The organism is Microtetraspora sp. NBRC 16547 (assembly GCF_030268965.1).
Classification (GTDB): domain Bacteria; phylum Actinomycetota; class Actinomycetes; order Streptosporangiales; family Streptosporangiaceae; genus Microtetraspora.
In genome coordinates, this window is record NZ_BSSE01000020.1 from 103,355 (window position 1) to 128,571 (window position 25,217).

A 25,217-nucleotide genomic window follows, 5' to 3' on the forward strand; every position below is an offset into this window, starting at 1 on the left:
GGCAAACCTTGCCGGTCACGGCACTAGCCCGCCTGGCGTACCTGATCTCGATGAAGGGCGGGGCGCAGCCGCCCGGCACGGTCGAGCCGCCGTACCGCGTACGCCGAGGCGAGCCCGGCGGCCAGCAGGAGCAGCCACGGCAGCGCGGGGACGCCGTGGGCGGCCCCCACATCGATGGCCCAGCCGCTGGCCAGGTTGCCGAGCAGGATGCCGACCGCCGAGAAGGCGTTGTAGAGCCCGTAGTAGGTGCCGGTCAGCTCCGGCGCCCCCAGCGTCGAGATCATGGCCATCTCGAACGGGAAGATCAGCATCCCCGCGGAGGTGAGCAGGATCGCGCTGAGCACCGCGGGCGCCGCCCCCAGCCCGTACGGCAGGCGCTCGGGCTGGGCGGCGAACTGGCTCGCGAGCAGCACGGGTACAAAGGCCGCACCCATGACCGCGAGCCCGCGCGCGATGGCCTGCTCCGGCCGCCATCGGCGCGAGGCGAAGGCGGTGAGCCGGACCTGGCCGGCCACCGCCAGCAGCGCCATGAAGGTGTACATCACCGCGATCGCCGCCTGGCCGCCTCCCGCGCGGCGCAGCTCCAGCGGAAGCCCCAGATAGACCTGGTAGGAGAGGGCGTACGACACGAACATGGCCGCCGAGAAGGCCACGAACGGCCGGTTCGCGATCACCTCCTTCCAGTCCACCAGCACCGGGCGGTCCGTCCCTTCCGCCGTGCCCCGGCGAGAGGGCAGCCGGCGGGCCTGCAGCAGCGTCAGCACCGCGAAGACGACCGAGGCGGCCAGGCAGGCGAGCCGGAAGTCGACCGCGACGAGCAGCACGCCGACCAGCGGCCCGACCAGGATCCCCGCCTGATAGAAGACGTTGAACAGGGCGAACGCCTCGACCTTCCGCTCCCCCGCCTCGACCGCGACGTACGCGCGGACGGCCGGGTTGAACAGCGCACCGGCGAGGCCGGTCAGCACCGAGGCGGCGATGAGCGCGGGCACCGACGTCGAGACGCCGAACAGGGCGAACCCCACGGTGCGCAGCGCGCACCCCGCCATGATCAGCGGCTTGTAGCCGTACCGGTCGCACAGCGTGCCGCCGACCGGGAACATGCCCTGCTGGCTGAGGTTGCGCAGGCCGAGCAGCAGCCCGGTCAGCCAGACGGCCAGCCCGAGCCGCCCCGACAGGTGGTCGGCGAGGTACGGCACGAGCATGTAAAAGCCCAGGTTGATCCCGAACTGGTTGACCATGAGGAGCCGCACGGCCGGACCGAACGACGTGAACCGCGCTCTCATACGGCGGCTCCCAGCGGATCGACCACGGTCGAGCAGCGGGTCCATCGGGCGACCTCCCGCTCGGCCGGGTGGGAGATCTCGTCCGGATGCTCGGCCGGCGCGCCGTCGAGAAGGCCGTTGGCCGCGCAGTAGTCGTCGTCGAAGACGGTGTTCCAGTACCGCCACGGCCCGTCGGGGAAGACCGCCACGATCGCGGTGCCCTTCGGCGAGGTCCTGGCCACCCAGTCGGCGACCAGCGCGACCGCTCCCGCGCTCCACCCTCCGGAGGCGTAGTGCGCGGCGGCGAGCACGCGGCAGGTGTGCACGGCCTCCGCCGGGTTGACCCAGTGGACCTCGGAGAACGCGGGATAGTCCACGTTCCGGGGATGGATGCTGCTGCCCAGGCCGCGCATGAGGCGGGACCTGGCCGGCTGCCCGAAGATCGTCGAGCCGATCGTGTCCACCCCGACCAGCGAGACATCGGGGAAGGTACGGCGCAGCGCCCGGAGGATCCCCGCGCTGTGCCCTCCCGTGCCCACCGAGCAGACGAGGACGTCGATCAGCGGGAGCTGCGCCACCAGTTCGGCGGCGAGCGCGGCGTAGGCCGCCACATTGTCCGGGTTGTCGTACTGGTTCGGGCAGTAGGCGTCGGGCAGCTCGGCGAGCAGCCGCCGGACCCGCTCCTTGCGCGCCTCCTGCCATCCGCCGGTCGGGTGCGGCTCGGTCACGATCTCCAGGCGGGCGCCGTACGCCCGGAGCAGCCGCGCCATGAGCGGCTCCAGGCCGGGGTCGGCGACGAGCGTGACCGGGTGACCGTGGACGATGCCGGCCAGCGCCAGGCCGAGCCCGAGCGTGCCGCTGGTCGACTCGACGATCGTGCCGCCGGGGACCAGCTCGCCGCGCCGCCGGGCGCAACGCACCATGTTGAGCGCCGGACGGTCCTTGATCCCGCCCGGATTGAACCCTTCCAGCTTCGCCCAGAAGCCCCTTTCCGGAGAACGCGTGGGAATCCACGTGACCGGCGTGTCACCGACTCGGACCGGCGAATGGAAACGCGGATCGACAGGCGAATTCCGCAGCGAAGGAATGCCCTCGAACGCGGGCAGCGTGGAACTGACGAGAGATTTCACTGGTACCAACCCACCAAAGGTCCGCGACGCCCCTTTCTTGAGGCGCCGAACATTTCCGCGTGCGCTTTTCCGCGTGGCCCGGGCGAGGGGAAACTCGTGCCGCGCGGAGCGGTGGGTCTATATGCGCAGCACGCAGAGCGCCAGGCGGTCTCCCCGGCACGGTACGCGGAGCGACGGCGGAGGGACGGACCGGACGGAGGGACGCGGCACGACCTGCACGGCCACCGCCACGGCGGCCTCCGCGTGGAACAACAGGTCGTGGGCATCCAGGGCGCGGGTCCACAGTCCCGCGCTCTCGTCGCAGCAGTCCGAGTGCCCGGGCGGGTCGTCGCACCCGTCGCCGTCCGGGCAGTCCGTGCCGGCGGCGACGTGGTGGTGGTGACCGCGGTGTCCCTGGTCGAGCGTGCAGCAGGACGCGGCGTACACCGAGAAGAGCCCGATCGCCACCACGATGACGACGAGCATCCGGCTCACGCGCGCCCACGCCGGGTCGCCGGGCGGCATCGCCGCCACGTCGCGGAAAGTCCTGTTGCACATCGCGAGAAGTGTGCCCAGGCCGCTTCGCTTTCCATGCGGACCAGGAACGCCGCAGTCCGACAATTTACCTGGTCATCGGAGATGACCCGAAATATTCATATGGCCCTGAATCGAGGGGTTTTCCGGACGGTCAGACCGAGAAACGCCGGGCGACATCGACGCGGGGAAGGCGGCCCGGGGATCACTTCAAGGGACCGGCGAAGACCACGATCTCGTCGATGTCCCCGGCGGGGGTCACGTGGACCACGTCCGTCCCGGACAGGATGATCTGACCGGCGGCGTCCTCGTAACACCAGCCGAAGCGCGCCCACTCGCTCGGTGCGTCCACCCCTGTCGTACGCACCATCCGGCTGGGTCCCGACGGGTGTCCCTGCACCACCTCGGTGATGAAGTCCTCGACCGCCTCGCGCCCGACGCCGCGGCCCAGCGGGCCCCAGAAGACAACGTCGGCGGCGAGGGCCCGGCTCAGCAGCGTGGACCGCTGATCCGGATCGCTCGTGCCGGTCGCTGCGATGAAGGCGTCGATGGCCTGAATGTGAAGAGTGTCATCCGTCACCCCGCGATCGTATTCATCGGACCCCGTGGTTCGAGCCGAACCCACCGGCGGCAGACGCACCCAATCAGATCCACACGGTCAGATCCACACCGCTGGAACCACACGGCCGGAACCACACCGCCGGAACCACGCGACCGGAACCACGCGACCGACCACGCGGCCGGAGACACGCGGCCCGATCAGGCGCCGGGCGGCAGCGGGCGCAGGCCGTCCGGCGCGCCGCCCTCGATCAGCCGGACCAGCGCCGTGGTGTCCATGTGCTTCTCCACCAGGTCGCCGAGGGCGTCCAGCCGTGCCTCGCGTAGGGCGGAGAACGAGGTGTCCGGCGCGGGCGTGAAGTCCCGCCCGGCGACCGCCGCGACGTCGGCGAGGAAGGCGCGCCGGAAGCCGTCGTTCTCCAGCGCGCCGTGCCAGGTCGTCCCCCACACCGCGCCCAGGCGGCACCCGTCCAGGAACGCCTCCGCCCGGTGATCTCCGTTCCCAGCCGCTCCGGCCGAGACCGCGTCCACCGTCACCGTGCCGTGGTGGATCTCGTACGCGGACACGCGGCAGCCGTACGCCTCACCCACCGGGCGCGCGAGGGTCTTGCCCTCCGCGAACTCGACCGACGCGGGAAGCAGGCCGAGCCCGTCCACGATCCCGGCGCCCGACTCCACGTCGTCCTTGATCGTGCGGCCCAGCATCTGGTAGCCGCCGCAGATGCCCAGCACCGGCCTCCCCCGCGCCGCCCGGTCCCGTACGGCCTCCGCCAGGCCGGCGGACCGCAGCCAGGCGAGGTCGGAGACGGTGGCCCGGGAACCGGGCAGGACCACGAGGTCGGCGTCGTCCAGCTCGGCGGCCGAGGTCACGAAGCGGACCACCACCCCCGGCTCGCTCGCCAGCGCGTCCACATCGGTGAAGTTGGAGATTCGCGGCAGCCTCACGACGGCCACCCGCAGGGTGCGCCCGCCCGGCGCGGCCACCGGCGGCCGGTTGTCCAGGGCGAGCGAGTCCTCGACGTCCATCCACAGCCCGTCCAGCCACGGGAGCACGCCGTAGACCGCGCGGCCGGTCAGGTCGCGGAGCATGTCGAGCCCCGGCTCCAGCAGCTCGGGCGCTCCTCTGAACTTGTTGACCACGAACCCCGCGACGAGCGCCTGGTCGGCGGCGTCGAGCAGGGCGAGCGTGCCGTACATGGAGGCGAAGACGCCGCCTCTGTCGATGTCCCCGACGACGATGACGGGCAGCCGGGCCGCCTGGGCCAAGCCCATGTTGGCGATGTCGCCCCGGCGCAGGTTGATCTCGGCGGGGCTGCCCGCGCCCTCGCAGACCACCACGTCGTACCGGGATCGCAGCCGGTCGAGCGCCTCGACCGCGACGGCGCGCAGCCGGTCCTTCAGCGCGCCGTATTCCATCGCGTCCACGTCGGTCAGGGGGCGGCCGAGCACGACGACCTGGCTGCGCCGGTCGCTGCCCGGTTTGAGGAGGATCGGGTTCATGTCGGCGGACGGCTCCAGGCCGCACGCCGCCGCCTGCACCGCCTGCGCCCGGCCGATCTCGGCGCCGTCGCCGGTGACGAACGAGTTGAGCGACATGTTCTGCGCCTTGAACGGCGCCACCCGGACGCCCCGCCTGGCCAGCCAGCGGCAGATCCCGGCCGTGACGACGCTCTTCCCCGCGTCCGAGGTGGTCCCGGCGACCAGCAACGCGCCCTTCAACCCGTCCTCCTCCTGATCGGAAGCTGCTCACGCTATCGCCCGGCGGTTACGTCCCCGCCGGGCGCTCTCCACCTCGCCACGCGGGGTCCGTGCCCGGCGGTCCCGGGCGTCCCGGTGAGCGTCAGCGCCAGACGGCGTTCTTCAGGATGGTGGGCAGGCCCGGCGTGCCCCACTGGTCGACGATCAGGACCCGCTCCTTCGGCAGATACCACTCGCGCTGGTTGAACGTGGACTTCTGCTCTCCGTTGTCGTAGCGCACGCAGCGGCCGGGCCACACGCGGTATTGCGCCCTGTGGCCCACGCCGACGGCACGGTAGCCGACCGCGATCGCCTTGCCGAGGACCTGCCCGAGGGAGGGGTCGGTCGCGCACTGCGCGACGTCCACCGCGGGGTAGAACGGCCCCTTGTTGGGGTTGTACGGCTGGAAGCCCTCACCGCCGGTCTTGATGGCCTGCTGCCCCATCACCCAGAAACTGCGGCACTTGGGCTCGAAGTAGTGGCTCTTCGGGCGCGCGCAGGCGCCGGTCACCACGCGGATCTGGTCGCCGCCGCCGTACACGTGCCACGAGCTCGGCAGCTCCAGGGTCAGCCCGCCGCGCAGGCTCAACGGCGTCGTGGCGGTGGAGGAAGAAGCAGATAAAGCGGAAGAAGTGGACGCGGACGCGGGGGCCTGAACCACCGAAACGGCGACTCCGGCCACAGCGGCCAACGTGATCATTTTGCGCATCATGGCGGTGATCGTATCGATCTTGGCACACTGCAGAGACATGGCAATATCGCCGCCTTCCACCCTTCCGTCCCGCCTCAGAGGGTGGTTCGTGAGTTGATGCCCCTTTCGTCGTTGGGGTTGGAAGAGGCGGGCTGGTCAGGCGGTCGGCTGCTGGGCGACGGGCGCGGCTGAGTGAACAAGCCCGGCTCGGTCTCGACGAGGATGCCGCGGCTGACCAAGCGTTTGAGCTTGGAGCGGATGTTCTCGGTGTTCTTCGACACGATGGGCAGGTCCAGGGCCTGGCACAGGTCGCGAGCGCGCAAAGGTCGGTCGACGTCGGCGAAGACGGTCAAAATCTGCTGGTAGGCGGAGTGGTCGGGCATCGAGGGAGGTGGCGTGGCCGGCTCGGTGTCGTCTTCGGCGAGCGAGACGAGGGTCTTGCGGGTGATCCGCAGATGGTCGATCGCCTGGTCGAGTTCGTGCAGCCTCGCGGTGAGTTCGTCGATCCGGGCGCGCGTGTGTTCAGCCTCGCAGGTCAGGGCAGCCTCGCGTGCGTCGATCTTGTCCAGCAGGGCGATCCCGGCGGTGTTCTCGTGCGCTGAGGCTGCCAGCGCCACCACCGCGATGACCAGGCCCAGCACGTCCACGGCCAGGCCGCGCTTGCGTCCGGGCACTTTCTTACCCGCGTCCCGGCCCGTCGTGCCCGACGGCACCCCGGCCGCCGCGTGCACGCTTTGGGTGTCCAGCACCACCAGGCTCGGATCGGCTAATCGCCGGTGTTTCTCCCGTGTCTGCCAGCGCAGCAGGTCGTGGATCGTCTGGTCGGTGCTGTCATCGCAGGCGCCGATCCTCGACCGCGCACAACGTCACTCGACCGGATGCTGCCCGAGTCCGCGGTCGCGGGCGCGCGCGACGAGCGCCGCACGGTCGCGCGCCTGGAGCTTGGCGAGGATGGCGGCGACGTGGTTGCGCACGGTCTTCTCGGAGAGGATGAGCCTGGCCGCGATCTCGTGGTTGCCGAGCCCCGCCGCCACGAGGCCGAGCACCTCGTGCTCGCGATCGGTGAGCTCTGGGAAGACCTTGCCCGCGGCGGTGAGCGGCCGTGTCGCGTACGCGGCGATCCGGCGGCCGACCTCTCCGCCGAATACGGTGCCGCCAGCGGCGACCACGAGGACGGCGCGGGTGATCTCCTCGCGCTCCGCGCCCTTGAGCAGGTAGCCGCGGGCGCCGGCGCGGACCGCGGCGAGCAGCCGCTCGTCGTCGGCGTGCATCGTCAGCACGAGCACCCCGAGGTCGGGGAAGCGGGCGGTCAGCATGGCGAGGGCACTGAGCCCGTCGACCCCGGGCATCTCAAGGTCGGTGAGCGCGACCTCGGGCGACAGTTCCTCCACGAGACGGACCAGCTCCGCGCCGTCAGCGGCCTCGCCGACGACTTCGACGTCGGGTGAGGAGGCCAGCGCCGCGCGCAGGCCGAAGCGGAACATCGGGTGGTCGTCGGCGACGACCAGACGCACGGGGGCGGATGCATCGACCGACGCGCTCATGCGATCCGCACCGCCGTCGGCACCCTCAGCGTCACCGTGGTGCCCGCGTCCGACGAGCTGATCGCGACCTCGCCGCCGAGCTCGCGGGCACGTGCCCGCATCGAGGCCAGGCCGATCCCGCCGCGCGGCGGCTGGGACGGGTCGAATCCTGCGCCATCGTCGCGCACGTCGATAACGAGGTTGTCGCCCTCATCGCCTCGCACGCACACGTCGAGTTGCGTGGCGTCGGCGTGGCGGACGGCGTTGGTCACCGCCTCGGCCACGACCCGGTAGGCCGTCTGCTCCACCCTCGGCGGCAGCGCGGGCAGCGGACCGACCTCCACGCTGACCGGCAGGGTCGCGGCCACCGAGACGACCCCGCGCCGGATCGCCTCGGCGAAGCCGCGCTCCTCGAGCGCCGCCGGCTGCAGGTCGTCGAGGATGCGACGCACCTCCGACACGGTCCCGGCCACCTCGGCTCGGAGCACCCCGGTGATCTGCAGCGCGGTCGTCGCACTGGACGCCCGGATCGCGTCCTCCAGTCCGGCAAGCCCCAGTCCCATCCCCGTCAGGGCGGGCCCGAGCCCGTCGTGCAGCTCGTGGCGGAGCCGTTCGCGCTCCCGCCTGCGGGCGTCCATCGCGGCATCCCGCTGCGCTTCCAGCTGTTCGGCCAGGCCCCGCGCGTGGAGCACGGCGGCCACCTGCGCGGCCAGCGCGGCGAGCATCCGTTCCTCGCGCCGTGCGAACCCCTCCTCCGGCCATCTCGGCGCGACCTCTAGCACGCCGAGTGGCATGTCGCCGACCGCCAGGGTGGCGCTGAACGCCGTGGCGGGAAGCTCGGCGCCGGGCTGCAGGTCGCCGCTGCACGCGATCACTGATCGGGAGGCGTCGCGGATCCGGGCGCCGGGGGCGCCGACCGACCGCCGCACGGCGGCGAGTACCGCGGTGAGCAGTTCACCGTCGGTGTCGGCCGGCGCGCCGACGTGCGTGCCGATCTCGGCTACGATCCGCACCGGATCCGCCCGTGGTGACGCGTCGATGCCCAGCAGGCGATAGCGCAGCACCGCGATCGCGATCGCCGCCGGCAGCAGGTACAGGCTCGTGACCTGGGCGACCTGGGCGACCAGGCTCTCGCCGAGCAAGTTCACCACGATGATGAGGATGACGCTGCCGAGCAGCCACGCGAGCTGCTGGCGTCGCGGCGCGGCCGACCTGGCCAACCTGACGATCGCGAGCACCCAGATCGTCGCCGTACCGGCCAGGTACACGACGAAAGACACCGCGCCGAGCGGTCCGTCCGACGGCTGCCCCGCGAGCCAGTGCAACTGGATGAGCACCGCGCCGAGGGCGACGACGCCCACCGGCCACCACCAGGTACGTCCGGGCGGGCGCCCGGTGGGGAAGAACGCGGGCAGCGTGCCCAGCATCGCCATGATGCTCCATCCGCCGACCAGGGTGAGGACCAGCCCGGGAGCGCGTGCCATCCAGTCGCCCGCGGCCGCTGCGGGGCCGAGCCATCCGGCCGCGGCGAACGCCTCCTCGGTCAGCGAGAGCTGGGTCATGGTCCCGACGACGAGGAGGAGCCAGCCGATCGCGTTGGCGGGGCGGAGCCAGGCGAGGAGCGCACCGGCGACGGACCATCCGACACCGACCAGCGTGCCGGCCAGCGCGAGCGTGAGGGGGAGCCGTGCGCCGTAGGCGGCCGCGGCGAACCCCTCGGCCGCCGCGCCCGCCAGGCCGGCCACGCCGACGAGCACGGCGACTGCACCGACAGCGGCTCTCGGGACCCACATGGGATCAGTCTGGAGCCCGCGCGCCCGAGACGCCACGGGCCAGCGTCCCGTTCGGCCGGGCACATCGCCCGAGTCGACGGGTTCCCTCGCCCTGTCCCGGGGCGCCCCCGCGCCGCGACGCTGGTCGAGCACGACCCAGTCCACCAGTTCATGATCCGAAGGAGATCCCATGTCCCTGTCCGCCGAAGCGTTTCCGTCCGCGCCCGCGTCACCCACGCGAGTCCGTCGCCACATCGCGTTCCGCATCATCGTCGCCGCGATCGCGCTGCTGCTCATCGTCGGATTCAACGTGTGGCTGTCGATCCTCACGCCGTGGGTGAGCTTCGCCGACACCACAGACCACGGCTGGACCCGCACGCCGGAACTGCACCGGACGGCCGACACCGTGAGCGCCGCGGTCATGGGCGCGGTCGGCGCCGCGGGCATCGTCCTCGCCGTACTGCCGCGCCGGCGGTCGGCGCTCACCGCCTGGTTCGTCGCGATGGTCGCGGCGATGGGCATCACCAGCGTGGTCTCGTCGGTCATCCAGGGTCGCGACCTCGTCGGCGCCGCGATCTTCGCGGTCGGATGGCTCGCGCTGCTCGTAGTGCCGACCGTGCTCCTCGCGCCCGACCGCCGCAGCCTGCCCGCAGGCGGTGTCGCGTCGGAGGACCGACCGCGCGGGCTGCTCCTCGCGGCGCTCTGGGCGCTCGTCGTCGCGGGAGCCCTCATCGCGGTCGGCGCGATCGTCTGGCGGCTCGCCGGCGGCATCATCGAGAACCCGCGCGAGGACGACGTCATCGGCTTCGTGCTGCTCGGCCTCGCGTTCGCGCTCGGCGGGGCGCAGTGCCTCCGCGCCCGCGAGAGCTGGCGCACGCTCGCGATCACCCTGGCCGCGGTGACGGCGTATACCGTCGTGGCAGGGGTGTCGCTCGCGCTCGGCTGACGCGCTGCGTGGGTCGAGTAGCGCCGCAGGCGCGTATCGAAACGGCTGGGTCTCGAGACGCGGCGCACGCGCAGCTCCTCGACCCGCACAGGCCGAGTTCGGGGGGCTCAGGAACCCGGCGCCATCGCGCTGATCAGTTCGTATGCGACGTGACTCGCCGCGACCGCGGCAAGCTGGCGCGCGCGTACCGCCCCCCTCACGACCGCTGCGAGCGGACGGCCGAGGCGCCGAAGAGCGCTGCGGACGCAGAGGGTCCCCCGGGCCGCCCCAGGAGCAGTACCCGGACCAGGCGCGCCCGGAATGACGATTATTGGTCACCACCAGCCTCGCAGCAGCGCGCACCGTGCATTACATTCGCGCCTTGGTGTTGCGCCTGCGGGCCAAACGGCAGATCCCGCATAGGCCATGAGGTCTCGCCCGGGGGCGTGGCAGCGACGCGGGAGCGGCGCTCGGCGGATGGGAGTTCGTGTCGGAGGCCCGAGTTGAACCCCAACTACATGATCAGAATGGCCGCTGACCTGCAGTTGTGCTGACCGTTAGCTCCCATGTCCGCAGTGCCCATTCGGCACCGGCCACAGCCCGCCGAATGAGGCAGGCGACCTGCTCGCCCGGGCGGACGCTCGCCGCTGGAATGCGACACAACAGTGGGTGATCTCCGCAACGACCGCTCACCCGGCGCTGGTCAGCGAGAAAGACTTCCTCGCCGCGCAACAGCCCTGCCCGGGCCATCAATCCGGACCGCCTTCAGACGGCCGAGCAAGCCTCGACCAGTCCCGCACCACCGGGCGGCTTCCGGTGTTCGACGCCAGCGACCGGCGCGAAACCCGGTAGGCCGTCACGACCGACCGGATGGATGATCGACCGGTGACGGATCCGGCCGCTTTCACGATCGCCGACAAACTTGTGAAGTAGTAGTAGCACCGCGCTGCGGGGCGGCAGGTCGTGGGGCAGGTAGTCCCACTGGCAGCCGGTCCGGCTCTGGTAGAGGATCGCGTTGACGATCTCTCGCATCTCGTAGCTGCCCTGGTGGCCGCTGACCGAGGGGTGCGCGGCCTTCCATGCGGTGATCACGGGCTCGATCAGGGCACACCGTTCGTCGGATAAGTCGCTCGGGTACGGTTTGCGCTCACTCACGTCGCCATCCCAGCACACCCAAGTCCGCCGACCGGCCGTAACGCTACAAATTCACACGATCACACTACGCAATCCGGGCATTCACTCGCGAAACGCCCTCTCAGATCCCGCCTCAGTCGGGTCCGCCTCGGTGCCCGTCGCGAACGCACCCACGGTCCGGCGGGCAGCACGGCACCGCTAGACGGCACGGGCCCGCCGGGCAGCACGGCACCGGCGGGCACGGCGCCGGCGGGCCGATCAGCCGGTGGCCGCGGTCTCCCCACCCGTGTCGCCGCCCGTCTCACCCGCCGCGCTCACCGGCCGGTAGGTGAGGACGACGACACCCGAGTCGAAGGTCGTGGAGTCCACGAGTTCCAGGGTCGCCTCGGTGCCCTCGCGGAACAGGCGCTGCCCCGCGCCGCGGATGACGGGGTAGATCCAGATGCGGTGCTCGTCGAGAAGGCCGTGCTCCATCAGCGCGTCGGTGAGCCGGCCACACCCCCAGATCAGGATGTCCTCGCCGTCCTGCTCCTTGATTTTGGCGACCTGTGCGGCCAGGTCCTCTCCGGGGATGACGATGGTGGGGTCCCAGGCGCTGGTGTCGACCGGCTGGGAGGCCACCACATACTTGGTGATGGCGTTGACGTGGTCGGCGTAGGGGTTGCCGCCCATGTTCGGCCAGGCCTGGGCCATGCCCTCGTAGGTGACGCGGCCCAGCAGCAGCGCGTCGCACCCGGTGGTCAAGGTGAACGCGTAGGCCAGGGCGTCCTCGCTGTTGTACTGCATGGACCACAGGTGGGGGTTGTCGATGAAGCCGTCGAGCGTGCTGTAGGTCGAGGCGATGATCTTCCGCATGGTTCTCTCCGTGTCGTGAATCGTGTCGTGAATCGAGTCGTGAACAGGTGTCATGGAGCGAGACGAGGTCCCGTGCGAGACCCTCACAGGGGGTACGGGCACCTGGCCCGCGCGTCCCGCAGCACGCGGGCCCACCAGACCAACTGGTCCAGCGTGGCCGCGGCCATGGCGTTGCACTCCGCTGTGGCCTTGGGCCAGGTGCCGTCGGCGGCGAACAGGTCCCAGTAGCACGGCAGGCTGATCACGTCGCGGATGGCCACGGCGTGCAGTTCGGTGAAGACCTGGCGGAGCTGGCCGACGGCGTGCAGACCCCCGGACTCCCTGCCGTACGCGACGAAGGTGACGGGCTTGGCCTGCCACTCCTCGTGATACCAGTCGATCGCCGTCTTGAGCGGGGCGGGGAAGCTCCGGTTGTACTCCGGGGTGACCACCGCGAAGGCGTCGGCGGCGGTCAGCCGCGGCGCCAGCGCCCGCACCGGAGCCGGGGCGGGCTCCTCATGGTCGGTGAGGGTTTGCGGGAGGTCGGCCTCGGCCAGGTCGACCAGGTCGACGTCCAGGTCGCCGCGCCTGCGGGCTCTGGCGGCGAACCAGCCGGCCACGGTGGGGCCGAACCGGCCCCTGCGGGTGCTGCCGATGATGATCGCCACCCGTAGCCGCCGCTCGTCCATCCCGGTCCTCCTCTCGTTCACCTTCCGACGTGACCCACTGTGCGGGAGGCCGTTTACGGCTTCCTTCGCATCGGTTTACGGAGATCCACCGACGCGCCGACAACGAGCGTTATCGTGACGCGCATGCGCTTTGGGGTACTGGGTCCGCTGACGGTGTGGCGGGCCGGTGGTGAGCCCGTCGCCGTCCCCGGTATCAAGGTCCGCGCCCTGCTGGCCGACCTGCTGGCACACGAGGGCCGGCCGGTGCCGGCCGATCGGCTGGTCGACGACCTGTGGGGCGACGACCCGCCCGGCAACCCCCTCGGCGCGCTGTCGGCCAAGGTGTCGCAGCTCCGCCGGGTGCTGGAGGACGCCGAGCCGGGCGGCCGGGAGCTGGTCCCGCTCCATCCGGCGGGATACCTGCTGAAGGCCGACACCGACGCGGACATGTTCCGGTCCCTGCTCGTCGAGGCGGGCCGGGCCGACGACCCGCGGACCAGGGCGGCGCTCCTGTCCGACGCGCTCGCGCTGTGGCGGGGTCCGGCGTTCGCCGACTTCGCGGACGAGCCGTTCGTCCGGGCCGCCGCCGCCGACCTGACGGAGCGGCGGCTGACCGCGCACGAGGACCTCGCGGAGGTACGGCTGGCGCTGGGCGAGCACGCCCTGCTGGCCGGGGAACTCGGTCGCCTGGTGGCCGAGCATCCGCTGCGGGAAAGGCTGCGCGCCGTGCACATGCGCGCCCTCTACCGCTCCGGACGGCAGAGCGAGGCGCTCGACAGCTACGAGCGATTGCGCGTGCTGCTGGCCGACGAGCTGGGGCTGGATCCGGGCGCCGACCTGGTCGCACTGCACCGGGCGATCCTGACCCAGGATCCGGCGCTGGCCGCGGCCGCCGTACCGGACTCCCCGGCGGCACGGCCGCTCACGAACCTGCCGGCGCCGCTCACCGGCCTGATCGGCAGGGACGACGCCGTCGCCGAGATCAGCGCGCGGCTGGCGACGGACCGGCTGGTGACGCTCACCGGTCCGGGCGGGGTGGGCAAGACCCGGCTGGCGGTGGAGGCCGCCAGGCGCCTGGTCGAGCCCGACAACCGTGGCGGCGGAGACAGGCCGCACTCCTCCGGCCCGTTCCCTGACGGCGTGTGGTGGGTCGAGCTGGCCGCGCTGGACAGACCGGCCGACCAGGACGCGCTGCCCCGTCTGGCCGAGGCGATCACGGGAGTGCTGGACATCCGGGACGGCGCGGCCTCCACTCAGCCGGGCGAGCCGATGCCCGCGGTGGAACGGCTCGCCGACGCGCTTCGCCCCCGACGGCTGCTGCTCGTGCTGGACAACTGCGAGCACGTCGTCGAACCGGTCTCCGAACTGGCGGAACGGCTGCTGCGGTCGGTTCCCGGGCTGCGGATCCTCACCACGAGCCAGGAGCCGCTCGGGCTGCCCGGCGAAGTGGTCTGGAGTGTTCCGCCGCTGCAGGTGCCCGGACATGCCGCCGACGTCGCGGAGCTGGAGCGGGCCGACTCGGTGCGGTTGTTCGTGGCCCGCGCGTCCGCCTCGGCACGGGACTTCGCGCTGGACGTGGACAACGCGTCGGCGGTCGCGGTGCTGTGCCGCCGACTGGACGGCATTCCGCTGGCCCTCGAACTGGCCGCGACGCGGGTGCGCGCCCTGGGCGTTCACGGCCTGGTGGAGCGCTTGGATGACCGCTTCCGCCTGCTGGCCACCGGGCATCGAGGCGCCCCGCCGCGCCAGCAGACCCTGGCCGCGATGATCGGGTGGAGCTGGGACCTGCTGACCGAACCTGAGCGCGTCGTGCTGCGCCGGCTGGCCGTGCACGCCGACGGCTGCAGCCTGGAAGCCGCCGAGGCCGTCTGCGCCGAGGACGGCCTGAACGTGCTCGACCTGCTGGCGCGCCTGGTGGACCGATCCCTGGTGATGATGGCGGACGGGCCGGACGGGCCCAGGTACCGGCTGCTGGAGTCCGTGGCGGCGTACTGCGTCGAACGCCTTCAGGAGGCGGAGGAGCTCGACCGGATCCGGCTACGGCACCGCCGCTTCCACATCGCCTTCGCCGAGCGGGCCGTACCGCACCTGCGCGGGCCCGACCAGCGGCGCTGGCTGCGCCGCCTCGACGCCGAGGCGGCCAACCTGCGGGCCGCACTGAACGCCGCCGTCAGAGACGGAAACGCGGACGACGCGCTGCGCCTCGTCAACGCGCTGGCGTGGTACTGGTTCCTGCGCGGCCGGCTCGCCGAGGCCCGGCGATCCCTGACGGCGGCGCTGGCCGTCGCCGCCGGGGAAGGGAACGCGGCCTCCGCGCTCCAGGCCGAGGCGCTGGCCTGGAGTGTCGGCATCGGGCTGATCCAGGGGGACGTCGCCGACCGGGAGGACCGTCGCCGTACGGCCCTTCGGATGTACGAGGAGGCCGGCGATCCGGACGGACTGGCCCGGGCCCAGTGGTTCCTGGCCTACGCCGGGATCGATCTGGGTGACCTCGCCATCGCGGAGGAACTGCTGAGCCGGGCGTTGCCCGTGTTCCGGTCACGCGGCGATCGGTGGGGAACGGCGGCGGCCCTCGCCGCGCGGGCCAAGCTCGCGCATGTCCGGGGCGACCTCGACGCGCTGCGCCGCGACGGTGAGCGGAGCCTTGCGCTGTTCGACGAAGTCGGTGACCGATGGGGCCGGCTGGAGGCCATGGGCTGGCTCGGCGCGCTGGCCGAGATGGTCGACGACCTCGACCGGGCCGGACTGCTCCACCGGGACGGGCTTCGCCTGGCGGAGGAGCTCGAACTGTGGACGGAGGTCGGCGGACGGCTGGCCTGGCTCGGCTGGATCGCGTTGCGGCGCGGTGACTTCGTGGGGGCGGGCGACTTCTGCGCCCGGGCGCTGCGGCTGGCCGTCGAGCAGCACCACCAGGCCGGTCAGATCTTCGCCACGATGGGGCTGGCATTCGCCGCGCGCCGGAACGGCCGCCTCGACCTCGCCGAGACCCACCTGCGTGACGTGCTCGACCGCACTCCGCGCCTGGACGCCGGGCAGGCCGTGCCCCCGTACCTGCCTCTGGTGCTGACCGAGCTCGGTTTCGCCGCCGAGCAGCGCGGGGACGCGGCGACCGCGTTCGAGCTGCACCTTGAGGCGCTCGATCTCGCGGCCGGCTTCGACACCTCCCGGGACATGACCACTGTCCTGGACGGTCTGGCCGGGGCGCTGTCCCTCGCCGGACGGCACGACCGCGCCGCCCGGATCCTCGGCGCGGCGGCCGCGATCCGCGCCTCCGGCTCTCTCTCCCCCGCTCCCGCCGAACGTGTGGACATCGACCGGATCACCGAGCGGGTCCGTACGGCCCTTGGCGAGAAGGGCTTCGCCGCCGAGACCGGACGCGGCGCCGCGCTCACCCCCGCCGAGGTGCGCTCCCTGCTGGCCGCCCCGGACGCCTGAAGGGTCGGCGCCGGCGGGTCGCACGGATTCCCGTGGTCAGGTGATCGCGGAGTGGCGGACGGGCCATTGACAGGCCATCGGCAGCGAGCCTAGCGTGATCTCAATTCGGATGGAACAGCGTTCCATCCAAGGGAACGGACTCGCTTCGAAGGAGCCGCCGTGACCCAGAGCGCCCGCAGCCGCCGGTCGAAGGCATCACCGCCGCGATCACCAGCGTCACGGAGCCGGATGAAACGTGGTTCCAATACGTCGCACCACCTACGGCTTCACGGAAGGAAGTAGCATGCCCGTCCTTCGTGGAGGTGCCCCTCTGTCGATCGCGGGCGGCGTACGCGAGTTCGCCCGCGCCACCCCGCGCGCGGTCGCGGTGATCGACGGCGACCGCTCCCTCACCTACGCCGCACTCGACGAACGCTCGAACCGCCTGGCCGCCTGGCTCCTGGCGCGGGACCTCGTGCCCGGGCAGTGCGTCGCGGTGCTGCTCGGCAACCGGCTCGAATACCCGGAGATCGCGGCCGGGATCGCCAAGGCGGGCCTGCTCATGGTGCCGCTCAACCCCCGGCTCACCCCGGCCGAGGCCCGATACATCCTGGAGCACTCGGGGGCGCGGGCGATCGTCCTGGACGACGCCCTCGCCTCCGTGGTGGGCGACGCGATCGAGGAGCTGCGGCTGGTCGCGCTCTCCATCGACGGGGCCCAGGCGGGCCGGCCGTACGAGGAGGAACTGGCCGGAGCGCGGGCGGTGGACCCGGCGGTGCGGGTGGACGAGCTCGACCCGTTCTGCGTCGCGTACACGTCGGGCACGACCGGGCGGCCCAAGGGCGTGCTGATCAGCCACCGGAGCCGGTCCCTGACGTTCTACTGCTCCGCGCTGGAATGGGGGCTCGGCACCGGCCGGGTGTCGGTCGCGGTGGCCCCCATGTACCACGGCGCGGGCTTCGCCTTCGGGTACGCCCCGGTCTACACCGGGGGCACGGTCACGATGCTGCGCCGGTGGGATCCGGAGGAGCTGCTGCACCTCGTCGAGCGCGACCGCGCCCAGTCCGCCTTCCTGGTGCCGACGCACGCGCAGATGCTTCGCGCGCTGGACGGCGGAAAACTGGCGGCCAGGGGCCTGACCAGCCTCGACACGCTCTACTTCAATGCCGCCGCGCTGCCCTGGCCGCTCAAGCAGTGGGTCATGGAGACGTTCCCGTCCTGCGGCGTGCACGAGCTGTACGGGTCCACCGAGGCGGGCATCGTCACCAACCTCCGCCCGGTGGACCAGCACCGCAAGCCGGGCTCGGTCGGCCACGCCTGGTACATGACGGAGCTGCGGATCGTCGACCCGGACGGCGACCCGGTCGATCCGGGACAGCCGGGCGAGCTGTTCAGCCGGTCCCCGTTCCTCATGAACGGCTACCTCGGGGACCCCGCGGCGACCGACGAGTGCACCACGGACGACGGCTTCCTCACCTGCGGGGACATCGTGGTGCTCGACGACGAGGGCTACGTCCACGTCATCGACAGGAAAAAGGACATGATCATCTCGGGCGGGGTCAACGTGTACCCCCGAGAGGTCGAGGACGTGCTGGCCGCGCACGCGTCGGTCGCCGAGGCGGCCGTGGTCGGCGTCCCCTCCGAGACATGGGGCGAGGAGGTCATGGCGTACGTCGTCCTCCGCGGCGGCACAACCGGGAACGCCGCCGGGAACGCCGCCGGGAGCGCCGCCGGGAGCGCCGCCGGGAGTGCCGACGGAAGCGCGGGCGGCCAGGCCGACGGCTCCGATCTGCTCGCCGGCCTGGAGGCGCACTGCCGTACCAGCCTGGCGGGCTACAAGGTGCCCAAGCGCTGGGAGATCGTCACGACGCTCCCCAGGAACGCGGCCGGGAAGATCGTCAAGCGCGACCTGAAGCCGTCGGCGACCAGCGCTTGAGCCTCGCCCCGTTGGAGGCCGGGGGAAGGACAGCACGGCTCTTCGCCCCTGCGTCGGGCCGATTCCCCGAGCAGAACACCTAGGTGGTTCAGAGACCGCCGAACCCTGTCCCGCATTTCGGAACAGGGTTCGGATCCCGTCGCCTATGCGCGGCGTGTGTACCGGCCGCTGGGCTCTCCGACGACGTCGCCGTCGCGGAACCGCACCTGGCCGCCGACGACCGTGGTCACCGGCCAGCCGGTGAGTTCGACGCCCTCGAACGGGGTGTGGTCCTGGCCGGAGAGGCACGCCTCGGCCGTCACCGTCCGGGTCAGCGCCGGGTCCACCACAGTCAGGTCCGCGTCGAAGCCGACGGCGAGGCTGCCCTTGCGACCCCACAGGTTGTACGCCTTGGCGGGGTTCGCCGAGGCCAGCTCCGCGACGCGGGAGAGGGAGATGCCGCGCGTGAGGTGGCCCTCGGAGAACAGCACCGGATACAGCAGGGCGGTTCCGCCGAAACCGGGGCGCGCGGGCCAGAGCTCGTCGCCCTTCTCCGCCTCCATGCAGCAGGCGTGGTCGGAGGCGACCCAGTCGATCGTGCCGTCGGCGGCGCGCTGCCACAGCGCCTCGTTGTCGGCCTTCGTGCGGATCGGCGGGTTGACCTTGCCGCCGAGCCCGCCTTCGGCGTCGAGGCTGTCGTGGTCGAGGCACAGGTGGTGCAGCGTGGTCTCGGCCCGCATGTCCACCGCGCCGAACGACCGGCGGGCCAGCGCGACGGCGTCCACCGCCTCACGGCTGGACAGGTGCAGCAGGTTGAGGTTGGTGCCGGTGTGGCTGGCCAGCGTGGTGGCCTCGCCGATGGCCACACGCTCGGTCAGCGGCGGGCGCCCCTCGTGGTAGGCGCGCAGCGTCTGCGGGTCGCCGTTCGAGCGGACCCGGTCGATGAACACCCGCATCAGCTCGGACTGCTCGCAGTGCAGCGACAGCGACAGGCGCAGGCCGGGGTTGGCCTGCTGGACCGCGGTCACCTGCTCCATGAGGAGGTAGAGGTGGCCGAGGTCGTACTCGTCGCCCATGGTGAAGGACCGGGCGTCCCGGCTGTTCGCCGCGAGGTCGAAGCCCTTGTAGAACATGTAGTACTTGAACGACGTGACGCCGTGCTCCTCGACCAGGTACGGGATCTCGGCGATCTGGTCCACCGTCATCGGCGCGAGGTGGAAGCCGTAGTCGGTCCAGGCCCGGCCCGCCACGGCGTCCAGGACCTCGGGGAAGATCTCCTTGTACGGCCCCGTACGGTCGAGGTAGTGCGAGCCGGTGCGGAAGTAGGACAGCACGGTCGTGGCGCCGCCGACGAGGGAGGAGCGGGTCTCCTCGAAGGCGTCGAGGGCCAGGTCTCGGTAGATGCCGAGGTGGAAGTGGGCGTCGACGGCGCCGGGGAGGACGATCTTCCCCCTGGCGTCGATGACCTCGGCGGCGTCGGAGACGGGGATGTCCTCCGCGAGGGCCGCCACCTTCCCACCGGAGACCGCCAGATCGGCGCGGATCTCACCGTGGTAGGGAAGGACGACGGTACCGCCTTTGACAAGCAGATCGTATCGGGACATACGCGCCGGCCGACCGGCTGGACGGCCGTCACCCCCTTTCTGGTTCGGTCCATCCCATCTGGGTGGACAGTCGTCGAGTGGAATCAAGCAGTGCCTCGACGCACTCGTCGACCTCCTCGCGGAACCGTTCCAGCGGTCCGCAGACGCTGATGACGGCCACGGGCCGGCCGTGGTGGTCGAGGACCGGCGCGGCCACGGAGGCGGCGCCGGACATGCGCTCGGCGAAGGACCGCGCCCAGCCGCACTCGCGGATCGCCGCGAGCTCCTTGCGCAGCTTGGGGACGTCGGCGATCGTCGTGCCGGTCAGCGCCTGGAGCGGAGCCTCCGACAGGTACGTCTCGATCTCCTCTTCCGTCAGGAAGGCGAGGAACGCCTTGGACGAGCCGCCCGTGTGCAGGGGATAGGGCACGCCGAGGGAGACGCTCATGATGACCTCGCGGGCGGGGGTCACCTGGTCCGCGTAGATCCGGGTCCATCCGGTACGGATCGACAGGGTCGCCGTCTCCGCGGTGCGCCGGGACAGCGCCACCAGCTCAGGCGCGGCGATGCGCCTGATGTCGAGCCGGTCGAGGTAGGCGAGGCCCAGGCGCATGGCGCCGACTCCCAGGGAGTAGCGCCGGCTCGCCGGGTCCAGTTCGATGAGGTGCCGCACCCGCAGTGACGCCAGTATCCGGTGCACGGCGGCCTTCGACATTCCCAGCGCCTCGGCGATCTCGGTGACCCCGAGCGTGGTCGACGGCGTCTCGGCGAAATGCATCAGGACGTCGACGGCACGTTCGACGGTGGCGATGGACTGCCCGGCGCTCTCCCGCGCGGGCGTCTCTCCGGGAACGGCGCCGCGCTTCTTGGTCGGCATGCTTCCTCCAGGAAATCGGCTCGCTCAACCATCCTGGTGCCGGAATCCGACCCTCACCCGCAGGTCGGTGACGGTTCGCGTGTCGACGTACACGTCCCCGACCACGCTGGAGAAGCCCGGCATGTCATCGCGGGCCCGCGGGGCGAGCCTCATCCGGTGAATGAGACAGATCATCGAGGGCCGCCTGCCCTTCCGAACGCGATATGCCCAGTGGGCTTGTTCCGCAGACAGTAACGCTGTTTCAATATCTTGGGAAGCCCCCCGGCGAGCGCGAACGGCGGCCCCGGGGAGGCGCTCGTGGCCCAGACCGGCAAGGACACACCTGAGGAGGCCGTTTCGTGGAGGCAGAGCAGGTGGAGGTAGAGCAGATCGTCCCGGGTGAGCGATCGGCGCCGGCCGACCGGCCGGAACCGCCCGCAGGACCGCTGGCCGGCGTCGTCGTCATCGACGTGGCCACCCTGTTCGCCGGTCCTCTGGCGGCGACGATCCTCGGGGACTACGGCGCCGACGTCGTCAAGGTGGAGCATCCCGACCGCGGAGATCCCGCTCGCACCCACGGTGCGAGCAAGAACGGGGTCGGCCTGTGGTGGAAGATGCTCGGCCGCAACAAGCGCACGGTCACCGCCGACATCGGCAGGCCCGAGGGCGCGGAGCTGCTCAAGCGGCTCATCGCCCGGGCCGACGTGCTCATCGAGAACTTCCGCCCCGGCACGCTGGAGCGGTGGGGTCTGTCCCCGGAAACCCTGCACGAGGTCAACCCCCGGCTGGTCATCGCGCGGGTCACCGGCTTCGGCCAGTTCGGCCCGTACGCGAAGCGACCCGGGTTCGGCACCCTCGCCGAGTCGATGAGCGGCTTCGCCGCCGTCACCGGAGAGCCCGGCGGGCCGCCCACGCTGCCGCCGTTCGGGCTGGCCGACGGCGTCTCCGCGCTCACCTGCGTGAACGCGGTCATGATGGCGCTGCACAACCGCGACCGGCCGGGCGGGAGCGGCCGCGGCCAGGTGATCGACCTGGCCATCATCGAGCCGCTGGTCACGCTCCTCGGCCCGCAGCCCCTCGTGTGGGACCAGCTCGGCCAGGTCCAGCCGCGCACCGGCAACCGCTCGGTCAACAACGCTCCGCGCAACACGTACCGGACGAGGGACGGCCGCTGGGTGGCCGTCTCGACGTCGGCCGACTCGATCGCGGGGCGCGTGATGCGCCTCGTCGGGCACCCTGAGGTGATCGACGAGCCGTGGTTCTCCTCCGGCGCCCACCGGGCCGAGCACGCCGACCTGCTCGACGAGCACGTCGGCGGGTGGATCGCCCGGCACGACCTCGCCGAGGTGGTCGAGGAGTTCGAGCGCGCCGAGACGGCGGTCGCCCCCATCTACGACATCAGCGACCTGTTCCAGGACCCGCAGTACCGGGCGCTCGACACGATCACCACGGTGGACGACGACGACCTCGGGCCGCTGCGCATGCAGAACGTGCTCTTCCGGCTCTCCGAGACACCGGGCTCGATCAGATGGACGGGCCGTGCGCGCGGCGCCGACAACGAAGACGTGTGGGGCGGCCTCGGCGTGAGCGCCGGCGAGCTGGCCGTCCTGCGGGAAAAGGGAGTTGTGTGATGTCCTCCTTGTGGCGGCATTTCGACGGCGCCACGGTCGTCGACCTCGCGCAGCCGATGCGTACGGGCATGCCCCAGTCGCCGAACCATCCGCGGTTCCGGATGGTCATCGAGCGCAGGCACGGCGACGTCGTCCGCGAGGACGGCGGCTCGGCCGCCAACGAGGTCATCCTCACCGGCGGGCACGTCGGCACGCACGTCGACGCCCTCGGGCACGTCTCCCAGGACGGCTACGTGCACGGCGAGGTCGAGGCGGCCGGCATCCAGTCGCACCAAGGCCTGTCCAGGTACGGCATCGAGACCTTCGCGCCGTACGTCGGGCGGGGCGTGCTGCTCGACGTGGCCGCCGTGCACGGCGTGGACGTGCTGCCGCCCGGCTACGAGGTGACGCCGGACGACCTGGAGGCCGCGCGGCGCAGGGCGGACGTGCGGATCGAGCGCGGGGACGCCGTACTGATCGGCACCGGCTGGTCGCGCGAGTGGGACCGGCCGAGCCGGTTCGTCGGCGACGAGGGCGGGGTGCCAGGCCCCGGCCCGGAGGCGGCCCGCTGGCTGGTGGACCACGGCGTCGCGGTGGCCGGAGGCGAGACGATCGCCTTCGAGCGCATCGCGCCCGGTCGCGGCCACGCCACGCTGCCCGTGCACCGGATCCTGCTCGTGGAGGCGGGCGTGCACATCGTCGAGACGATGCGCCTGACCGAGCTGCTCCGCCTCGGGGCCCCCGAATTCCTGCTGGTGCTGAACCCGCTGCCCGTCGTGGGGGCCACCGGCGCGCCGGTGCGGCCGCTCGCGGTGCTCGCGGCATGACCCCGCGCCACGCGAACCTCGTCTCGGCTCTGGCCGAATTCGCCGCCGCCGCCCGCGATGGCCTGCCGGACCACGTCGTCGCGGACGTGAAGGGACGGGTGCTCGACACTTTCGGCAACTGCCTCGCCGCCCAGGAGCTCACCGGCGAGGCCGAGCCGCACGAGGCGGTGCTGCGGATGGCGGAGCGGTGGGGCGGCGCCGGGGAGTCCTCGGTCGTCGGCCGCGGAGTGTCCCTCCCCGCGCCCTCCGCCGCGCTGGTCAACGGCACGCTCGCGCACGCCCTGGACTTCGACGACACCCACCTGCCCTCCGTGCTGCATCCGTCGGCGTCCGTCGTGCCCGCCACGCTGGCCGTCGCGGAGGCCAGGGGCGCGTCCGGCGCCGAGCTGTGCCGGGCCGTGGCGGTCGGCGACGAGATCACCAACCGGCTGGGGATGGCGTCCTACATCCCCGAGCTGCGCAACTCGCTCTTCTTCGAGAAGGGCTGGCACGCCACGTCGATCTGCGGGACGGTCGGCGCCGCCGCCGGGTCGGCCCTGCTGATGGGTCTTTCCGCGGACGGCATCGCCCACGCCATGGGCATCGCGGCCAGCATGAGCGCGGGCGTCATCGAGGCGAACCGCACCGGTGGCACGGTGAAACGGGTGCACTGCGGCTGGGCCGCCCACGCGGGCGTCGTCGCCGCCACCATGGCCGCCGAGGGGGTGACCGGCCCGCCGACGGTGTTCGAAGGGCGGTTCGGCTTTTTCGAGGCGTTCCTCGACGGGCGCTACGACAAGGACGCGATCACCGACGGGCTCGGCGAGCGGTGGGAACTGTTGCGCACGGTGTACAAGCCCTATCCCTCGAACCATTTCACCCATCCCGGCATCGACGCCGCCCTCGCCCTGCGCGCCCAGGGGCTGCGGCCCGAGGACGTGGCGGAGATCGAGCTCGGCGTGGCCGCCGCGCCGCTGCGCACGATCGGCGAGCCGTACGAGGAGAAGGTGCGGCCGCGCACGCCGTACCACGCCAAGTTCTCCGGGCCGTACACCGTGGCCAGCGCCCTGATCGGGGGCGGCGGCCTCGGCCTGCACCTCGACGACTTCACCGAGTCCGCCTTCCGCGACGAGCGGAGGCTGGCGCTGGCCGCCAAGGTGCGCGTCGTGGCCGACGAGCAGTGCGGCGAGGAGTTCCCCTTGGCCCTCTCCGCCGTGCTCCGGGTCCGCACGCTGGACGGCGGCAGCCTGGAGCACCGCGTCCATTCCTCGCGCGGCGGCCCCGAGCACCCGCTGACGTTCGACGAGCTGCGGACGAAGTACGCGCTCAACGCCTGCCGCGTGCTGCCGGCCGAGGCGGCCGAGGCGCTCGCGAGCGAGGTGCGCCGGCTCGCGGAGCGCGGCAGCGTGGCCGGCCTCCTCGGCACCGCCCTGATCCCGCGCGAGTGAGCGCATGCGGGAAGCCCTCCCGGCCGAACCCGGGAGGGCACTTCCGCGCCTGTCGGAGATCAGCCGCCGGTACGGGCCCAGCGGCGGACGAGGACCCGTCCGGGCAGGTCGGGGAACGGCTCGCCTACCGGCACGAACGCCCAGGCCCGCGCGTCGACGAAGACCACGTCGAACCCACCCGAGGCGAACCCAACCGCGCCTGACCCACCCGCATCCAACCCGCCCGCGCCTGACCCACCCGAGGCACCCTCGGGCAGCCGTCCGGGGAGCTCCGCGACGGAGTCGAGCAGCACCGAGCCGCCCTGATCGGCTGCCCGATCGGCTGCGTGGCCGGCTGTGTGGCCGGCTGTGTGGCCGGTTGTGCCCGTGTGGCCGGTTGTGCCCGTGTGGCCGGCTGTGTGGCCGGTTGTGCCCGTGTGGCCGGTTGCGTGCGTGTGGCCGGCGGTCCCGTGGTGACCGCCGGCTGCGGGCCCATTCCGCCAGACCGGCGGGCCGGAGAACCAGGCGACGGCCAGGCAGCCCGCGTCGCCCGCGAAGCTGTCGGTCCTGCTCGCCCCGGCGGGCAGGTACATGTACGCGCCGGCCGGGTAGGCCGTCCCGCTGACCGAGATCTCGCCGCCGAACACCACGAACTCCTCGGCGGAGGTGTAGTGGCCGGTGCCCGGCCTGGTCCACCCCGGAGGGAACCGGACCAGCGACACGGAGGCGCGGGTGGCCGCGTCGGCGTGCAGCCGTACCAGCCGGACGGCCGAGGACGACGACGGCATGGTCACGTCGGTCCACGGCAGGCCGGGGGCGTCGATCTCGACCACGCGGGCGGCCGCCATCAGTGCCG

The 25,217-nt window shown here is 72.0% G+C and carries 22 protein-coding genes; 6 read left to right on the top strand and 16 right to left on the bottom strand.

Annotated elements, in window-relative coordinates; genetic code table 11:
* Nucleotides 1-23: 23 nt before the first annotated feature.
* From QSK17_RS24895 to QSK17_RS24935, 9 genes are all read right to left on the bottom strand, one after another.
* Nucleotides 24-1,286: an MDR family MFS transporter gene (locus QSK17_RS24895; protein ID WP_285707647.1), complete on the bottom strand. Its 1,263-nt coding sequence runs from the start codon at nucleotides 1,284-1,286 to the stop codon at nucleotides 24-26.
* Nucleotides 1,283-2,395 (bottom strand): PLP-dependent cysteine synthase family protein, encoded by a 1,113-nt coding sequence (locus tag QSK17_RS24900; protein WP_285707648.1) that lies wholly within the window; start codon nucleotides 2,393-2,395, stop codon nucleotides 1,283-1,285. The genes QSK17_RS24895 and QSK17_RS24900 overlap by 4 nt, the downstream gene beginning before the upstream one ends.
* 117 nt (nucleotides 2,396-2,512) lie before the next feature.
* Entirely contained in the window at nucleotides 2,513-2,932 is a 420-nt protein-coding gene (locus QSK17_RS24905) for a hypothetical protein (RefSeq protein ID WP_285707649.1), read from the bottom strand.
* Nucleotides 2,933-3,113: 181 nt separating this feature from the next.
* Nucleotides 3,114-3,488: a nuclear transport factor 2 family protein gene (locus QSK17_RS24910; RefSeq protein ID WP_285707650.1), complete on the bottom strand. Its 375-nt coding sequence runs from the start codon at nucleotides 3,486-3,488 to the stop codon at nucleotides 3,114-3,116.
* A 179-nt stretch (nucleotides 3,489-3,667) separates the two neighbouring features.
* Nucleotides 3,668-5,185 carry a cobyric acid synthase gene (locus QSK17_RS24915; protein WP_285707651.1) on the bottom strand — a complete coding sequence of 506 codons (1,518 nt, stop codon included), beginning with the start codon at nucleotides 5,183-5,185 and terminating at the stop codon, nucleotides 3,668-3,670.
* A gap of 121 nt (nucleotides 5,186-5,306) precedes the next feature.
* Nucleotides 5,307-5,915: a hypothetical protein gene (locus QSK17_RS24920; RefSeq protein ID WP_285707652.1), complete on the bottom strand. Its 609-nt coding sequence runs from the start codon at nucleotides 5,913-5,915 to the stop codon at nucleotides 5,307-5,309.
* A 74-nt stretch (nucleotides 5,916-5,989) separates the two neighbouring features.
* A complete protein-coding gene (locus tag QSK17_RS24925; RefSeq protein ID WP_285707654.1) occupies nucleotides 5,990-6,646 on the bottom strand; it encodes a transposase in 657 nt (218 codons plus the stop codon).
* A gap of 114 nt (nucleotides 6,647-6,760) precedes the next feature.
* Nucleotides 6,761-7,438, bottom strand: a complete 678-nt coding sequence (locus tag QSK17_RS24930) for a response regulator (RefSeq protein ID WP_285707656.1) — start codon at nucleotides 7,436-7,438, stop codon at nucleotides 6,761-6,763.
* Nucleotides 7,435-9,210 (bottom strand): sensor histidine kinase, encoded by a 1,776-nt coding sequence (locus QSK17_RS24935; RefSeq protein WP_285707657.1) that lies wholly within the window; start codon nucleotides 9,208-9,210, stop codon nucleotides 7,435-7,437. Before QSK17_RS24935 ends, QSK17_RS24930 begins: the two co-directional genes overlap by 4 nt.
* A 169-nt stretch (nucleotides 9,211-9,379) precedes the next feature.
* Between QSK17_RS24935 and QSK17_RS24940 the strand changes: the two genes are divergently transcribed.
* Complete coding sequence (locus QSK17_RS24940; protein WP_285707659.1) at nucleotides 9,380-10,135, top strand: hypothetical protein; 756 nt, start codon at nucleotides 9,380-9,382, stop codon at nucleotides 10,133-10,135.
* A gap of 744 nt (nucleotides 10,136-10,879) precedes the next feature.
* Here QSK17_RS24940 and QSK17_RS24945 read toward each other — a convergent pair.
* The 3 genes from QSK17_RS24945 to QSK17_RS24955 all read right to left on the bottom strand — a co-directional run bounded on the left by QSK17_RS24945 (nucleotide 10,880) and on the right by QSK17_RS24955 (nucleotide 12,771).
* Entirely contained in the window at nucleotides 10,880-11,287 is a 408-nt protein-coding gene (locus QSK17_RS24945) for a transposase (protein WP_502889283.1), read from the bottom strand.
* Between the two features lie 219 nt (nucleotides 11,288-11,506).
* Nucleotides 11,507-12,103 carry a dihydrofolate reductase family protein gene (locus QSK17_RS24950; protein ID WP_285707661.1) on the bottom strand — a complete coding sequence of 199 codons (597 nt, stop codon included), beginning with the start codon at nucleotides 12,101-12,103 and terminating at the stop codon, nucleotides 11,507-11,509.
* An 83-nt stretch (nucleotides 12,104-12,186) separates the two neighbouring features.
* Nucleotides 12,187-12,771: an NADPH-dependent FMN reductase gene (locus QSK17_RS24955; protein WP_285707662.1), complete on the bottom strand. Its 585-nt coding sequence runs from the start codon at nucleotides 12,769-12,771 to the stop codon at nucleotides 12,187-12,189.
* Nucleotides 12,772-12,894: 123 nt separating this feature from the next.
* On the opposite strand from QSK17_RS24955, the gene QSK17_RS24960 reads away from it, so the two are divergent.
* Together QSK17_RS24960 and QSK17_RS24965 are read left to right on the top strand one after the other, a co-directional pair.
* On the top strand, nucleotides 12,895-16,185 hold the full coding sequence (locus QSK17_RS24960) for an AfsR/SARP family transcriptional regulator (protein ID WP_285707663.1): 3,291 nt from the start codon (nucleotides 12,895-12,897) through the stop codon (nucleotides 16,183-16,185).
* Nucleotides 16,186-16,468: 283 nt separating this feature from the next.
* Nucleotides 16,469-18,100, top strand: a complete 1,632-nt coding sequence (locus QSK17_RS24965; protein WP_285707665.1) for a class I adenylate-forming enzyme family protein — start codon at nucleotides 16,469-16,471, stop codon at nucleotides 18,098-18,100.
* Nucleotides 18,101-18,243: 143 nt separating this feature from the next.
* On the opposite strand, the gene QSK17_RS24970 is transcribed toward QSK17_RS24965, so the two are convergent.
* Genes QSK17_RS24970 through QSK17_RS24980 form a run of 3 tightly spaced genes read right to left on the bottom strand, consistent with a single transcriptional unit; the run spans nucleotide 18,244 to nucleotide 20,692 of the window.
* Nucleotides 18,244-19,683 carry a dihydroorotase gene (locus QSK17_RS24970; protein ID WP_285707667.1) on the bottom strand — a complete coding sequence of 480 codons (1,440 nt, stop codon included), beginning with the start codon at nucleotides 19,681-19,683 and terminating at the stop codon, nucleotides 18,244-18,246.
* Nucleotides 19,684-19,711: 28 nt separating this feature from the next.
* The gene (locus QSK17_RS24975) at nucleotides 19,712-20,539 is read right to left on the bottom strand and encodes an IclR family transcriptional regulator (RefSeq protein ID WP_285707668.1); all 828 of its coding nucleotides are present in this window, start codon (nucleotides 20,537-20,539) and stop codon (nucleotides 19,712-19,714) included.
* A gap of 24 nt (nucleotides 20,540-20,563) precedes the next feature.
* On the bottom strand, nucleotides 20,564-20,692 hold the full coding sequence (locus tag QSK17_RS24980) for a hypothetical protein (protein WP_285707669.1): 129 nt from the start codon (nucleotides 20,690-20,692) through the stop codon (nucleotides 20,564-20,566).
* A gap of 185 nt (nucleotides 20,693-20,877) precedes the next feature.
* Here QSK17_RS24980 and QSK17_RS24985 point away from each other — a divergent pair, with 185 nt between their 5' ends.
* The 3 genes from QSK17_RS24985 to QSK17_RS24995 are packed head-to-tail and all read left to right on the top strand — an operon-like array spanning nucleotide 20,878 to nucleotide 24,382.
* A complete protein-coding gene (locus QSK17_RS24985) occupies nucleotides 20,878-22,149 on the top strand; it encodes a CaiB/BaiF CoA transferase family protein (protein WP_285707670.1) in 1,272 nt (423 codons plus the stop codon).
* Nucleotides 22,149-22,955, top strand: a complete 807-nt coding sequence (locus tag QSK17_RS24990) for a cyclase family protein (protein WP_285707671.1) — start codon at nucleotides 22,149-22,151, stop codon at nucleotides 22,953-22,955. Before QSK17_RS24985 ends, QSK17_RS24990 begins: the two co-directional genes overlap by 1 nt.
* Nucleotides 22,952-24,382 (top strand): MmgE/PrpD family protein, encoded by a 1,431-nt coding sequence (locus tag QSK17_RS24995; RefSeq protein ID WP_285707673.1) that lies wholly within the window; start codon nucleotides 22,952-22,954, stop codon nucleotides 24,380-24,382. The genes QSK17_RS24990 and QSK17_RS24995 overlap by 4 nt, the downstream gene beginning before the upstream one ends.
* Nucleotides 24,383-24,441: 59 nt before the next feature.
* On the opposite strand, the gene QSK17_RS25000 is transcribed toward QSK17_RS24995, so the two are convergent.
* On the bottom strand, nucleotides 24,442-25,209 hold the full coding sequence (locus QSK17_RS25000) for a cupin domain-containing protein (RefSeq protein ID WP_285707674.1): 768 nt from the start codon (nucleotides 25,207-25,209) through the stop codon (nucleotides 24,442-24,444).
* Nucleotides 25,210-25,217 lie beyond the last annotated feature (8 nt).